The sequence below is a fragment of the Sphingobacterium sp. ML3W genome (assembly GCF_029542085.1).
Classification (GTDB): domain Bacteria; phylum Bacteroidota; class Bacteroidia; order Sphingobacteriales; family Sphingobacteriaceae; genus Sphingobacterium.
Map to the genome: position 1 here is coordinate 1,850,736 of NZ_CP107036.1, position 14,758 is coordinate 1,865,493.

The window sequence follows — 14,758 nt, forward strand, 5'->3', positions numbered from 1 at the left end:
TTTTCAGAATTTATAAATAAGGATAAGCCTTCTTTTCGATTCCAAAAGAACTTACATTTCCATTAGAAATCATTCAGAAATTGCTGAATAACATCCTTCTTTCTCGTCGCTACAGGAATCATTTTGCCATCTGCCATCTCCAACTGACCATCCTTAAAATATTTTTTAATATAGTTTGCGTTGATCAGATAAGATTGATGACATCGGATAAACTCTGTTTCGGGCAACATGGTTTCGAAGTGTTTCAATACTTTAGAAACCATCATAGGCTTGTTGTCCTTGATATAAAATGTGGTATATCCCTTGTCGCCATGGCAATAAAGCACATCGTCAATATTCACAATCTGTGTATATTCAAAAGTGCGCAAGGCAATTTTTTTGGGTTTATTAGGCGCCTTCAGATAGCTCTCTGCCATATTTAACTGCATGCTATTGAATCGATATTCGGTATTCTTTTTATAGCATTTTTCAATCGCCTCTATAAATTGATCGGGCACCAACGGTTTCAACAGATAAGCAATGGCACCGATATTAAGAGCTTCAATGGCATATTGATTGAATGCTGTAATAAAAATCGTATTGATATCCAATTTAAGTTCAGAGAGAAAAGATAAGCTCGAACCATCTTTCAGCTGAATGTCAGCCAAAATTAAATCGGGGTTGGTTGCCAGTAGTTCCCGCTCAGCCTGTGCAATGGAAGGGCTGTAACCAACGATTTGAACATAAGGGATGCTATCCAAAAGTGACTTTATATACAAGTATATATTATACTCATCTTCAAGAATATAAACTTTCATAATATTGATTTTTTAGTTAAAATATAAAACAAGCGGAATATAAATTTCGACTTTATAACCACGCAGATCATCTCTATAGTTTGGTGTTATTTCAATCCGTGCTTCCGGTTCAGCATCCACAAACAAAAGCTCCAGACGTTCTTTTGTAATGATCTGCGATAAGGACGTCTTATGGGGAACCTGTTCCTTAGATACCTGCATCCCCCATCCATTGTCACAGATGCTGACATGCAGTTGATTTTCATGTGTACGGAAAGAAATCTCCAGTTGTCCCATATAAGGTAAATTCTTAAACGCATGCTCAATGGCGTTTTCCACAAATGGCTGTATAATCATCGGTGGAATCATAACATCATCCAGATCCAGATCCTCGGTCTCAATCTGAAAGCCAAACACATCCTGATAACGCATCTGCTGTAAAAGTATATAATTATTTAATGATTTAATTTCCTGATCCAATGAAATATATTCTTCCCTATTCAATTCGAGAATATCACGGATCTGACGTGATAATAAGAGCAGATATTGATTAGCCTTTGCCTTTTGTTCGCTACTGATCAATCCCTGTAGGTTGGCGATGGCATTGTATATAAAATGTGGATTTAATTGGTTTTGCCTTGTTTTTTGTTCTAAAATAAGCTGCCTATTCTCCGCAAGAATACGTTGATTGATATTTTGCAGTAATTTCTGTTTGTTTCTGAAATAGATAAAAAATGCGATACTGAATACCAGCGCAAATAGAATAACAAATATCCAACGTTGTTGTACCAGTATCTTATGATTAAATGTGTTTGTTGTTCTTAACAGCGTAATCGCCTGATCCTTTTTCTCCGTTTGGTATTTTGTATTGATATCGTTGATTTTCTCAGCTTCGATCCGCTGTGTACTCAGTTGATAATCTTGAAAAGTTGAATCCAAAGCAAAATAGGCTCGTTCATAATCTCCTTTTGACGCATAGGCTAATTGCAGATTTTTATAATAAAACATTTTATTATGCTTAATCTTATGTTTTTTAATAAATCGGAGACCGGCATTAAAATAAAATATGGCCGAATCCACTTGATTATTGTTCAGGAAATTCTTACCAAGATTTGCAAAAATATATGCATTGAGGGTATTGGATGCTTCTAGATAATTGAAATACTTCTTGGACGCTTCTATTGCTTTGGGATTATTATTAATACTAAAATAATATTGCGACTGTAAGTCATACATCCGCATGATGATGGCCGAGTCCTTGGTTGCATTTGCATAGTGTTTACAACTGTCCAAGGTACCTTTTAGTTTCTCATAATCATGCAAAGCAATATATTGCATAAACTTCATTTCCTGATAGGCCTGAGAGACATGTGCGTTGGATTTATTAGGATGATAATGATACCAGGACTCGACATCTTTCAAAGCCTCTCGATATTTTGCCTGTCGGTATTCCGCATTAGCCAATAGATTATAGAACAGAAAGGTAAACACACTTTCATGTGCTAAAGCGTACTCTTTGGAATCAATAATCTGCTCCATCATCGTTCCGCTGGTTACATCATGAAAACTAAAATTAGCACGGATTTCCAAATAATCCTTTAAAACAGCCAAATCCGAAGATAATTTTTGTCCTTCCAGATTTTTTAAAGCGATTTCGACGGAATCAATATTGTCATCCAATAAATATTCGTAGGCCAACAGAATCGAACTGTAAGAAGAATGCTCAAAATAGCCATCTTTAAGCAGTTCATTTCTTTTCTTGTTTACAAGGGCTGCACTCCTGAAATCCTGTGTCGAAAGATAGCTCAACATCACATTCTCATAGCTCAAGTCAAGAGAGTCGTTGGCTACGACCGTAACCTTCTGCGCATCTTGGGGCTTATTCTGATGACAAGAAAATAACTGGATCAGCAGTAAAATCACGATAAGACAGTAAAACGCTCCAGTTCTATATAATTTCATCAGAATATCTATTAATTCACTTTTGTTCTTCTCCAAAGGTATACTTATGTCCTTCAGTGATTTAAAATAACAATGCCGCTATGATGAGTGCGATATTTTAAACGTTAAGGTATAGCGCTCAACAGGGTTGCATTAATAAGTAATCGAATATCGGAATATTCCCAACAAAACAATATACCTGAGTTCAAAAATATTTAACTTTCCTGATATTTAAGTATGACTCTTAATGGATTAAAGATACATAGAAACATACTTCTTACGGTTCATCCTAAACAGGTAGGTCTACCATCTTTAATCAGGTTGTTTATAAAAAACCTCGTCATGCGGTCTTATTAACAAACAAATATACAGGATCGAAAAAAGATAAATTAGGCATTTTAACAATCGTACGGGTAGCATCAATATTTGTATTGAATGACCTAGTTTCCGAACCAATAACGCAACTTTGAACTTATTTTAATGACTTAATGTAACAAAAAACCATCATCTTATACTAATACCATACACTAAATATTTTAAGGCATAATGACGAGTAGCTTAATATTGAATTTCATCACCTGGGATGTCAATAGCGACATCTTTACCATACCGATCATCAATCACCCTGTCCGTTGGTACGGCATATTTTGGCTATTTGGAATTACCCTATGCTACAGACTGTTATGGACAATGTTTAAAAAGGAAGGCCGAGCTGTCGAATTTTTAGATCAGCTTAGTATCTATGTTGTCCTGGGCACAATTATAGGCGCACGTTTGGGGCATGTCTTATTTTATGATCCCTCGTATTATTTCAACAATCCGCTAAAGATCTTCGCTATATGGGAAGGAGGTCTTGCTAGTCATGGTGGTGGCATTGGTATTTTGGTCGCTATTTTCTTGTTCGCGAAGAAGCAGAAACTTCCCTTCCTTTGGGTCGCAGATCGAATCGCATTGGTGGTCCCTATTGCAGGAGCGTGTATCCGCCTGGGTAATCTAATGAATTCGGAGATGATCGGTACACCAACAAACATGCCCTGGGCTTTTGTCTTTACTTCTATTGATCAAATACCACGACATCCGGCTCAGTTATATGAAGCGTTGTTTTGTATCATACTATTCCTGTTACTGCGTTATCTCTGGACAAAACCAATCCTAAAAAACAACATTGGAAATTGCTTTGCTTTATTGTTGATCCTGTTGTTCTCTTTTCGATTTTTAGATGAGTTTCTAAAACTCAATCAGAAAGACTTTGAGAATTCATTGTTCATTAATATGGGACAGCTACTGAGTATCCCATTTATACTTATCGGATCTGTCTTACTTTTCATCAACAGTAGGAGAAAAACACAACAGCTGTTGCAAACCAAAAGTTAGTCAAGCAGGAATCGATTGTATTATTTTAATGCACTATTTGAGAATACCAGACTGAAAGGCAACTTTAACAAGTTCTGCCGTATTTTTCACATTCATTTTTTCGATCAAACTTTGTCGATGGCCCTCTATTGTGCGTTTGCTCAAAAAGATTTTGTCGGCAATCTCCATATTCGTAAAACCGTCCGCGATCAACTTCAGTACTTCCAGTTCGCGTTCACTGATATCAAAGTCTGGTAGCGAACGGTTTGGTAAATCCGTGTAATTTTCACCAGAAATCACCTGATCAAGCAGCGCCATACTGATTTCTTCACTTATATATTTACCACCATTAGCCACATGGTTGAGTCCAAAAAGAAGTTCGTTATAATCCACATTTTTAAGCAGATAGCCCGAAAGGCCATGCTCAAATCCTTCAACAACATAATGAATCTGATTCAACATCGAGAGGATAACAACCTTAATGGACGGATACTTCGCTTTGATCACACGCAATAGCTCCATACCATCCATATGATCCATACTGATATCCGTTAAGATAATATCGGGCAATAATTCGTTGCTCAGGAGTTGTAGCGCCTCATTGCCATCCGAAGCCTCTCCAATGACAACAAAATCCTCCTGAGACTCCAATAACAATTTAATACCATTACGTACGACCATATGATCTTCAACCAACAGTATCTTAACCTTACTCATCTTTTGCAATATTTAATAAAAATTATCTTTCTTCTTCATCCGAATAGTATGCTACTATGGAGTTTAGTTGCATTTTTTTACCTTGGAAAGATCAGGAAACCTCTTGTACCTCCAGCTACCCACCTGCCTTCTTTCCAAACCGGTACATACTGATAAAGATACAAAATTCTCAGCAAGAAGCCTCTGTTCGGTTTAAATTTTAAGGAAAGCATAAGTAGGATCTGGAAAGGGAACAATATTTGTTTTAAACTAAATAGCATTTTATTTTTTTGAAACTTTATGATCCGTTCCGACAAAGATATTTTAACCATACTCAGAACCGCATCGGTGGCCTGCGCGATTTATGATAGCCCTGAGCTGCATATATCCTATGCCAGCGCAAGAATGCTCCAGCTATGGAATTGTGATGAAACTGTCCTTGGACAGCGTCTGGAAGATCGTATTCAACAGGATGATCTCCTAGCTACTGTCTCCAAATTAAAACAGGTATGGTTTAGCCAGAAAAGCCTACTAGAGGAAAATATATCAATCAGGATTGATTTGGAAGGGCAATCCGATAGCTATAACTGCAGCATGAAATACCAGCCCCTTTTCAATGCAACAGGAGAAGTGTATGGCATCTACCAGGAAATAAACATTATTCCCGACCATATTTCGATCGTACAGCAGTCGGATGAAAAGAATAGCATTGAGCAAAAACTTCTTGAAGATCTACTGACTCCAAAATACAGTCTGGAAGGCAACATTCATGCAGTCACCAGTTTAAATAAATATCCATTACCGGGCAGGGAATCCAAAAATTTAAACCAAAAGCTAAAAGTTGCACTAAAAAAAATTATCGAAAGCGAAGAACATTATCATTTTGCGCTACAATCTGCCGAAATGGGAACCTGGAATCTAAACTGCAAGAGCTACATTGTACACTGGGATGAACGTACACGTGAGCTCTTTGGCTTTGCCAAGGGTGAGACTGTTCCTTATAGCGAGGTTTTACGCTATATACACCCCGAAGATAGAAACAGAATAGATCGGGAAGTTAAAAAATCATTGAGTTATCAAAATAAGGGTGTTTATGATGTACAGTTTCGTACCATTGGTGCCGAGGATCAAAAATTACGCTGGCTACATTGCAAGGGAAAAATGTATTTTGATCAGGACCAACAGCCGGAATGGTTTGCTGGCACCACCCTGGATATTACACAACAGCATGCAGAGCGTGAACAACTGGAGGCGATCAACAATCTAGTCGCAAAGAAAGATCAAGAGTTTAGAATGATCGTGGAGGCTGCAGGAATTGGCATCTTTTCCATTGATCTGGAATCAAGGAAAATGGAACTCAATGATCAATGTCGCGAGCTTTTTGGCTTTGATCACCATCGGGAAATACAGGAAGTGGATTTCTTCACCCAGATCCTACCGCAATACCGAGACAACGTACGTCGTGTCTTTCAGGAAGTTGTATCCAAGCAGTCCCCCTTTGACTGTCAATGTGAAATAGAAGATAAAAAAACAGGCAAAATAAAATGGCTTCGATCTGTTGGTGGAGGGCAATTATCGGCTGATTCAAACCGACAAATCATATACGGTGCGATATTCGATACCACTAACGACAAAGAAGAGGAAAGAAAAAAACTGGACTTTATCAGTATCGCAAGCCATGAATTGAAGACTCCTTTGACTTCGCTGATTGCCTATATACAACTGTTACTTGCAAGGGAGCAGACACTCAGTTCGGAAAAACGGCTACAATATCTCCATCAGTCAAATGAGCAGGCTACACGCATGCGTGGATTAATCGAGGGTTTCCTGAATGTATCTCAGCTCAATGAGGGAAAATTATTGCTTCACAAAAATACATTTCGCATCTGCACACTGATAGATTACATCCGTAACATCTATTCACTAAAACCCATCAAGCATCTTATTCACTATACCGGAGCAACCCATTCCAGACAGGAAATTGTTGCTGATCGTGATAAGATCGAACAGGTGATCATTAATTTCATCGATAACGCCATTAAATACGCTCCGACCAATTCAACCATTATCATGGATGTCCTGGTGGATGATGATTATTTCAGTGTAAAAGTCAGCGACCAAGGAAGAGGCATCAGTGACAAGCACCAAAAGCAGATTTTTAATAAATTCTATCGGGTGAATGATTCAACAGACAGTTACGCCTCTGGATTCGGCATCGGATTGTTTATCTGTCGTGAAATTATCCAAAAACATCAGGGAGAAATTGGTGTGGACAGCACACTCGGTGAAGGTTCGACATTCTGGTTTAAGGTCCCTATCCATTGTCAGGAATTACCTGTAACTACAGCGCATAAAGCCTCTAAACAGGATTGATTAATGCTTTGCTTGCACCGAGGAAGACCATATTTCTTTCTGAGAGCTTGATTCGCTATCACCAGCAGGAATCAGCTGTAGCGTATAAAATGTACGAGCAGGATTGATAAAGGCTACGCTTCTGCTTGCACTGTGCGGGGATCGTGGATCTTAAAAAAAACAACAGTAGTAATACATTATTACCGAAAAGAGCAACAACTGTACGTCAATTGTACAGCTGTTGCTTCATACTTTATCAGTCTTCTCTAAAGACTATTTCTTTTTTAGCTCCTGCCCCGCGATATCTTCCCAACGGTAATAGTGAAAAGTCTTATCATCACTCATGGCAACAAATAAACCATGCTGAAATGTATCGTTTAGACGGGAAGAAACGACATCCGAACCATCACTTTGCATAGCCATAACAGGCACCGTTTTCAAATGAGTATGTTCAAATGGGTTTGCCTTTGTACCCTCACGGCTAAAAACCTGAAAGCGGTTAGCTCCCTGATCGGACACCAAAATATAGCCCGTACTATCCGTCAATTTATAAATCGAAATACCTTCATGGTCTTCTTTGAAACCTTCGGTCGCAAACAAAGCCAACTGTTGATTTCCCTTCGCAGGATCTGCATAATACTGCTTCACCCCCACTTGTTCATCCGAGTAGTAGATATAGCCCAGTTCATTGTCTATAGCGATAGCTTCAATTTCTTTCTTTCCACTGAATGAACCAAACTTACGGACTAAGGTGGCCTTCACAGCACCGGCACCATTATCCGTCAAGAGATATTGGCCCAAGTAACCCTCTTTGGGACCATTTTTTCTTCCCACAATGGCATAGATTTCCCCTTTCGGTGAGGTATAAAGTGCTATTCCCATCAGATCCCTGAAATCAGGTTCGGTCTCCCCTACAAACATATCCAATCCACCCTGATCGATTGGTTTCATATCTGGCAGTGAGAATACGCGTAGTTTATGTGTCATACGTTCTGTTGTCACAGCGATATCGACAGATTTCCCTCCGATGATCAAACCATAGGCGATATCCACATTATTTGGGCGTTTCAAATTTGAGACTACCTTATCTTTGACAATTTTACCTTGTAAATCGTACACAAATAAAGCGCCATCCGCATCTTTGTCCGTTGCGATGACCAGACTTTTGCTGGGATCGGTTTTATTGACCCAGATCGCAGGATCATCGGAATCATAACGTACTGCATCAGTAACAAAAACAGGTTTAATGGAATCCGTTGCGGGCGTATTCGTTTTTGGGTTATTACAGGAGACTTGCAGTAATGTCGATGCTGTCAAGCCAAAAAACAGTATTGTTTTTAAAGTTGTTTTCATGTTGAATTAATTAAAATTTGGCACCAAAAGCACCAACATAAGTTGCAGGTTGTGGAGAGCTGTAGGATAAACCATTTGATAGTGTCAATCCGTCTATAAAATGTGGTTTGAATGCTAACGTACCAGCTTTCAAAGCGGGTGAATTTCCTTGTAGGTGGAAATCCCAGGCTGCATTAAATACATAGTTATCACCGGGAGTTTCTAATGGATAGTTCACAAATTTAGGGTTGTTCTCCCCTGCCAATTTGCCCCTGACATCATTGGTACCTTCAACGATATCATTCTTTCCGACCTGAAATTGATCCACCGTCAATTGATCATAACCATAATACCAATTGTTGCTTGATACCGAGCGCTTATCTTCGGGCTTCTTGGGGTCGCGTTTAACCCCAAATCGCGTATTGGCGAACAGATTATTGTAAACTTCCGCTTTAACAGATGCCTCCAACCAAACCGAACCACCTTTTGCTGTCGGCCGACGCCAGCCCGTATTCAGCATGGTATTGTTGTAAACGATGATATGTGCCTGTGGTATTCTGTCTCCTGAATTGGATAGCTTTAAGGCATTGGTATTGACGCTGTAGACCAAATTGTAGGCGACATCAGCGAGACAACCCGATTTAAAGTTCATGGCTTCACCTCCAGTGACGCCATTCGAGAAGAAGCGATTGTTAGCGAAGATAATTTTACCACCTTCAATATAGGTGCAATCTTCATGAAAATGACTGATTGTACTATTTTGAACAATCAGTTTCCCATCAATATTGGAAAACCATAATGCTGGTAACGCTTCACCAGCTGTCTTTTTATATAATCCCATTTTGACAGACATTGAAGCATCTGAAGTAATTGCTCCCCCATATTCGATAATTGTATGGTCTAAAACTAACTCCTGACAACTAGGTGCCGCTAAAATACCACCCCAAAGCTTTCCAAATTCATTGGTTTTAGATTTGTATTTATCTTCTACGGTAAATTTCACCGGATTTTCAGCTGTACCTAGCGCATATAGATTTCCCAACACCACGATTTCAGCTTTACCAACAGAGTCCATTAACACCGTCACGCCCTCCTCAATGGTCAATGTTTTTCCTTCGGGAATAATAATATCACCTTTAATATGCTGGATACTCCCCTTACTCCAAACGCCGGAAACTTCACCAATAGCACTACCATTGGCATCAGAAGTATCCACGTCAATATTTGCCTTTTCACAGCCCGCTAACAATGCGATTGAAAGAGCTGTAAACAATAAAATAATGTTATTTTTCATCTGTATATTTCATTATGAGCATGTGCTCGATTTATTTAATTATAATATGCTAAATGCTTCACAAACCTATTTATTCAGATTATAGCGTAGACCTAGGATATAATTCTGGCCATATAAATCCTTCCGAATAAGCGTATTACCCCCCTGTACGAGCTTTTCCTTAATCTTATCATTCTCAGGATTTGTCCCCTTCACATACAGTTCCATAGGTGTATTTAATATATTATTGGCTTTGGCGAAAATTGCCCATCCTGCACGGAATTTCTTTTCCACAGAAGCATCAAGTTGAATAAATCCCTTTTGCCATAAATCATTATTCAAAAACTGGGAAACGGTATTGATCCGAGATCCGGTATAAGATCCAGCCAATTGTCCTTCCCAACCTTTGTTAGCATCTTTGTATAACAAGGATAAATTAGCTATATGTGCTGCTTGCCCATAAAGAGGGCGAGTTTGATCCAAAAAGATAGGATCAGGATCCTGTGTAACTTCGTTCGTCTTACGGGTCATTTTAGTAGTCGTGATACGCGAATGCGTGTAAGTATAATTTGCCTTAACACCAAATTTTTGGATATACTTAATATAATCAACCTCTAAGCCGAAGTTTTTAGCAGTTCCAAAATTTCCAGGTGTATAGTATACGTCCTGCCTGCGTACCTCATCAGGCTGAAAAGTGTACTCGATAGGGTTTTTAATCTTTTTATAAAACATACCCACAAGAAATTGTGATGACGCTTCTGGGAATAATTCGTAACGTAAATCAAAATTATCGGCCAACGCGTGTTTCAAATCTGGATTTCCTCGTTCCATAAATTCCTCATTGACAACACTAGATGGAACAATTTCGTAAAAACCAGGGCGGTTTAATGCCCGATAGTAAGCTGCATGAAGTTGTTGCTTTTTGTCCAAATGATATTTAATCGTTAAACTCGGCAACCATTCTGTATAAATCTGGGATCCCTTAGGTCTCTTTTCTCCAGCAGGGAATAATAATTTATACCCTTGATTCGTATGTTCCATACGTATACCTCCGATCATTTGAAGCTTGTCATTCTCATAGTTGAACATACCGTAAACCGCCGTCGTTTTTTCATCAGCATCGTAGGTCAATGCATTAGCAACAGCACCAGTAGCGTTACTGACTGTCAATTGGAGATCCGTATATTTCTGAAAATCAACCCCATATTTATATTTTGCCTCATCAGAGATCGGAGAAAGGTTATAATTATTATAGAAGCTGCTCCGTTGTTTGTCACGATATAAACCACCAGTGGAAATCTCCAGTTTGTTTTCTGCCATCGGAACTTTATAAGCGAGGTCCCAATAACCGGCTCGATCCTCATCGGTATTACGCTCCCAACGGTAAGTCACTGGCGACTTGTTTACGAGAGAAGTCCGTCTACGTTCGAAGTTCTCTTCTACTCCATCTAAGCTAATTGTCGTGTTCTGCGGCAACTCATTGCGCGCCGAAGATAAGACACCCGACCAGCGAAAATTCAAACGATTATCCAAAAAATGATGCTCGCCTTGGAGATTACCAGTGTAGATCTGTTGTTGTGTCTTCCTGCTACGGGTCATATAGGTCAGTTCTGACTTACCGATACTTGGATCGTACTGTCCATTGTAAATGGTATTGACCGCATCACGTAATTGGAGGTTGTTCAAATTCACGTACATCTGATAAAAACTCAGCCGATGGTTTGGGTTGAATCGATAATCAATTTTGTTATGCAGTCCCAAGCGTTGTTGCTGTTCATCATACTGTCGGTCACTCTGTTCAGTAATGACCGCATTGGGATTGATATCAACGACAGACGATTTGTAGAAAATAGAACGACTGCCACGATGAAGATTTTGATAACTTGCCCCTAGTATGACTCCCAACTTATCATCTAAATAGCGATTACCAATTGTTAGATTACCGATAAGATCTGGTGATGGTTTTTTATACATATAATCCAACGTTCCCTTATCAAAATCACCAGAAGTAGCATTATAATTTTTTCCATGCAGTTCATAAGGAGATTTTGACGAAACCCCGCTGGTGGAAAAGCTTCCAAAATCCCCATTAAAATACCGTTGGCTATATCCTGTAGCTAAGTTGGCCTGAAACAATAATTTACTTGGAGCAGATTTCATAACCATATTTACGACACCACCAATGGCATCAGCCTCCATATTTGGCGTCAGGGATTTGTAAATTTCCAATCGCTCCAACATATCCGATGGGAACAGATCCAAGGGCACATAACGGTATTTGTTGTCAGGACTGGGGACTTTTACGCCATTGACCAATGTCGTATTATAACGTTTGTCCATTCCTCTTAAAATAGCATACTGCCCCTCACCATTTGAATTTCGTTCGATTGAAACACCCGAAACACGTTGCACAACATTTGCCACTGTAATATCTGGAGATATCTCAATTGCCCGAGCTGATACGACGTTCATGATCTGTGAGGCATTCTTTTCTAGTCGACGAGCGCTTGGATCATCATCGCCGCCATTTCGCTTTCCTTTAACAGTTACCTCCATTAAAGTTTGTTCACTCGAGGTAAGCTGAAAAGTAAAATGAGGCGTATTTTCTTTTTTAATCTCAATTTCTTTAATCAATTCAGTATAGGCCACATGTCGAATATGGACTTTCTCTGTACCTGCGGATAGTCCTTTGAATTCAAAGGAACCATCCAATTGTGTCTTGGTTGACAAACCACTTTGTTCGAGGAACACGGTAGCACCGACAATGGCTTCCCCCGTTTGTCCATCCAGGACTTTCCCCTTGATCTTGGTCGCATAAGCGGCGCTGATCGAAATACTGGAGGCAAGCAATACCGTTAAAACATTTTTCATTTTTAATAGATTATTATGAATCTCTGATTATTGCTGCAAATATGATAGCCTGCAACAGATTCACAAAATCTTTGGCGTTACAAGAAAGAAACAAGCTGAAACAGGGGATCAACCAGAGGGAATCAACAGTAAATAAACAACTGAAATAAAGATAATTACAAGAAAAATAAGCGCCATTAACCTTCAGTTACTCCTATGTTAAGAAATCATGAAATACTAAGCAGATACCCGGCGAGATCCTCACCCTGTTCCAATTTTAGTTTTTTCCTTAACCGATGTCTGGCCACACGAAGACTATCCTGTGATATCCCCAACAGGATCGCGATATCTGTATTGTTGAGATTGATTTTTAGCAATGCGATCAGGCGCATGTCGGCTGCGGTCAGATCAGGAAATAGCTTGATCAGTTTTTCAAAGAAACTATGATGTACGCGTTCAAATGTCCCCATAAACTCTTTCCAATGGATGCCTTGCGTAATATGTTCATTGATCTGTTGTACCAACCGTTGCATAGGTTTCTTTTGATCCCGTCGATCGTCTTTGACTAGCGCTTTCAATTCGTCGCGAAGTTCTTCCAGAAATTGGTTGCTGCGGATGAGGTTGAGCGTATGGGATGTGAGTTCCTTTTCCTTCAGCGTTAGCTCCTGCTTGAGCTGCTTATCTTCCAACAGCTGATTTTTGAGTGCTATTTCCGCCAGTTCACGCTCCGCTTCCTGTTTCCGTGATTCAGCGATCTGAGTTTTGATCCTTATTTTCTGCCGGCTATAAAGAACATAGGATAATACACTCAATAAGATCAATACCACAATCGTACCGAGCAACAAGATCGAATTGATCCGTTTGTTTGTCTGTAGTTTTTCTATTTCCTCCGCCTTTTGATTCATATCATACAGTGCCTGGAAAAATGCTGTGTGCCGCGCCCCATCCACACTATAAAGCTCCAGCACGAGTTTTCGGCTCCGTTCTGCATAGAAATAAGCACTGTCCATTTGTCCGCTTAAAGCATATGTCTTACTGAGATCTTTTGTCGTTGATGCCATCTGATAGACATCTCCAAGATTCTCCGCTAGGCGAAAAGCGAGTTGGGTCAGCTGAATACTTTCGGGATATTTACTGGTTTTTCGAAAGATATCACCCATATTATTGATCACCACAATCCTTCCATAGTTATCCTGTGTTTCCTGATATAAATTCCTCGCCTTTTCAAAATGCAAATAAGCACTATCGTATTTCCCAAGATCTTCATAGATACTGCCCAAGTTTTCATGAATCTTGGCTTCCCCGTTACGATTTCTCTGCTCACGGTAGATCGCCAAGGCCTGTTTTTGATAGACAAAGGCCGAATCATAATGTCCCTCCTTTTCAAAAAGATGCCCCATATTTCCCAGTACAGAGGCCTCGCCATTTCGATCATTTTCGCTTTTGAATGCGTGTAGCGCCTTGTTAAAGTATTCCTTTGCCAACTGATGGCGCTTGTTGAAAATATTGAGTTCACCGATATCGCTCCAGTTGGATCCCAGTGCCTGTTTCGCGTTGAGCTGGGTGTAGATGCGGTCTGCCTGAAAGTAATAGTCCTGTGCCTGGGCATAATGCCCCTGATTCACGCATAACCAACCTATTGTCTGCAGGCAATTTCCCTGCAGCAGTAGATCGCGGTCGTTTATGGCTTTCGCATAACGTTTTTTCACTAAGGTAATCGCCGAATCTGGATAATTTTGACTTAATACCCGAATCTCTTTAAATGAATCAGCTTGTGCCGTAGTCAACTGTGAGAAAAAAAACTGTACCAGAAAGAAGGTCGAAAATATAATATTGTAAGAAATTCTCATTTTTGCCGTAAATAGTCGCCGCGTAAATTTAAGCGTTAGCATGTTAAGAGAATATTAAATCCGATTAAACTTAATATATATCTGCAGTCCTGTGGGCAGGATATTTTATACGAAAGTGCCTCTTTTCTCTGCTTATTTATTGCTATTTCTTTGGTTATTTATTGCTATTTCTTTGGTTATTTATTGCTATTTCTTTGGTTATTTGTGGGTTGTTCTTTGCCATTTCTAGGCCAGTTCTTCGAGACTTCTTCGTACTTTCTAGGGACCTGGCTTGCTATTTCTTTGCTGTTTCTTTGCTGTTTCTTTGGTATAATGGCAATAAAACACCAAACAAT

At 39.4% G+C, this 14,758-nt stretch carries 9 protein-coding genes; 2 read left to right on the forward strand and 7 right to left on the reverse strand.

The window, feature by feature from the left end; genetic code table 11:
- Window positions 1–62: 62 nt before the first annotated feature.
- Complete coding sequence (locus OGI71_RS07915) at window positions 63–797, reverse strand: LytTR family DNA-binding domain-containing protein (protein ID WP_223580074.1); 735 nt, start codon at window positions 795–797, stop codon at window positions 63–65.
- 12 nt (window positions 798–809) lie between these two features.
- Window positions 810–2,738: a histidine kinase gene (locus OGI71_RS07920; RefSeq protein WP_282254855.1), complete on the reverse strand. Its 1,929-nt coding sequence runs from the start codon at window positions 2,736–2,738 to the stop codon at window positions 810–812.
- 525 nt (window positions 2,739–3,263) lie between these two features.
- Between OGI71_RS07920 and lgt the strand changes: the two genes are divergently transcribed.
- The gene (gene lgt / locus OGI71_RS07925) at window positions 3,264–4,091 is read left to right on the forward strand and encodes a prolipoprotein diacylglyceryl transferase (protein ID WP_282254856.1); all 828 of its coding nucleotides are present in this window, start codon (window positions 3,264–3,266) and stop codon (window positions 4,089–4,091) included.
- A 33-nt stretch (window positions 4,092–4,124) separates the two neighbouring features.
- Here lgt and OGI71_RS07930 read toward each other — a convergent pair whose 3' ends face one another.
- Window positions 4,125–4,787, reverse strand: coding sequence for a response regulator transcription factor (locus OGI71_RS07930; RefSeq protein WP_282254857.1), 663 nt, complete (start codon window positions 4,785–4,787; stop codon window positions 4,125–4,127).
- Between the two features lie 279 nt (window positions 4,788–5,066).
- Here OGI71_RS07930 and OGI71_RS07935 point away from each other — a divergent pair, with 279 nt between their 5' ends.
- Window positions 5,067–7,139: an ATP-binding protein gene (locus OGI71_RS07935; RefSeq protein WP_282254858.1), complete on the forward strand. Its 2,073-nt coding sequence runs from the start codon at window positions 5,067–5,069 to the stop codon at window positions 7,137–7,139.
- Between the two features lie 252 nt (window positions 7,140–7,391).
- Here OGI71_RS07935 and OGI71_RS07940 read toward each other — a convergent pair whose 3' ends face one another.
- The 4 genes from OGI71_RS07940 to OGI71_RS07955 form a co-directional block, all read right to left on the reverse strand.
- Complete coding sequence (locus OGI71_RS07940) at window positions 7,392–8,471, reverse strand: phytase (RefSeq protein ID WP_282254860.1); 1,080 nt, start codon at window positions 8,469–8,471, stop codon at window positions 7,392–7,394.
- A gap of 10 nt (window positions 8,472–8,481) precedes the next feature.
- On the reverse strand, window positions 8,482–9,744 hold the full coding sequence (locus tag OGI71_RS07945; RefSeq protein ID WP_282254861.1) for a right-handed parallel beta-helix repeat-containing protein: 1,263 nt from the start codon (window positions 9,742–9,744) through the stop codon (window positions 8,482–8,484).
- Window positions 9,745–9,810: 66 nt separating this feature from the next.
- Window positions 9,811–12,594 (reverse strand): TonB-dependent receptor, encoded by a 2,784-nt coding sequence (locus OGI71_RS07950; RefSeq protein ID WP_282254862.1) that lies wholly within the window; start codon window positions 12,592–12,594, stop codon window positions 9,811–9,813.
- Window positions 12,595–12,800: 206 nt separating this feature from the next.
- Window positions 12,801–14,465, reverse strand: coding sequence for a tetratricopeptide repeat protein (locus tag OGI71_RS07955; RefSeq protein WP_282254863.1), 1,665 nt, complete (start codon window positions 14,463–14,465; stop codon window positions 12,801–12,803).
- Window positions 14,466–14,758: the final 293 nt, after the last annotated feature.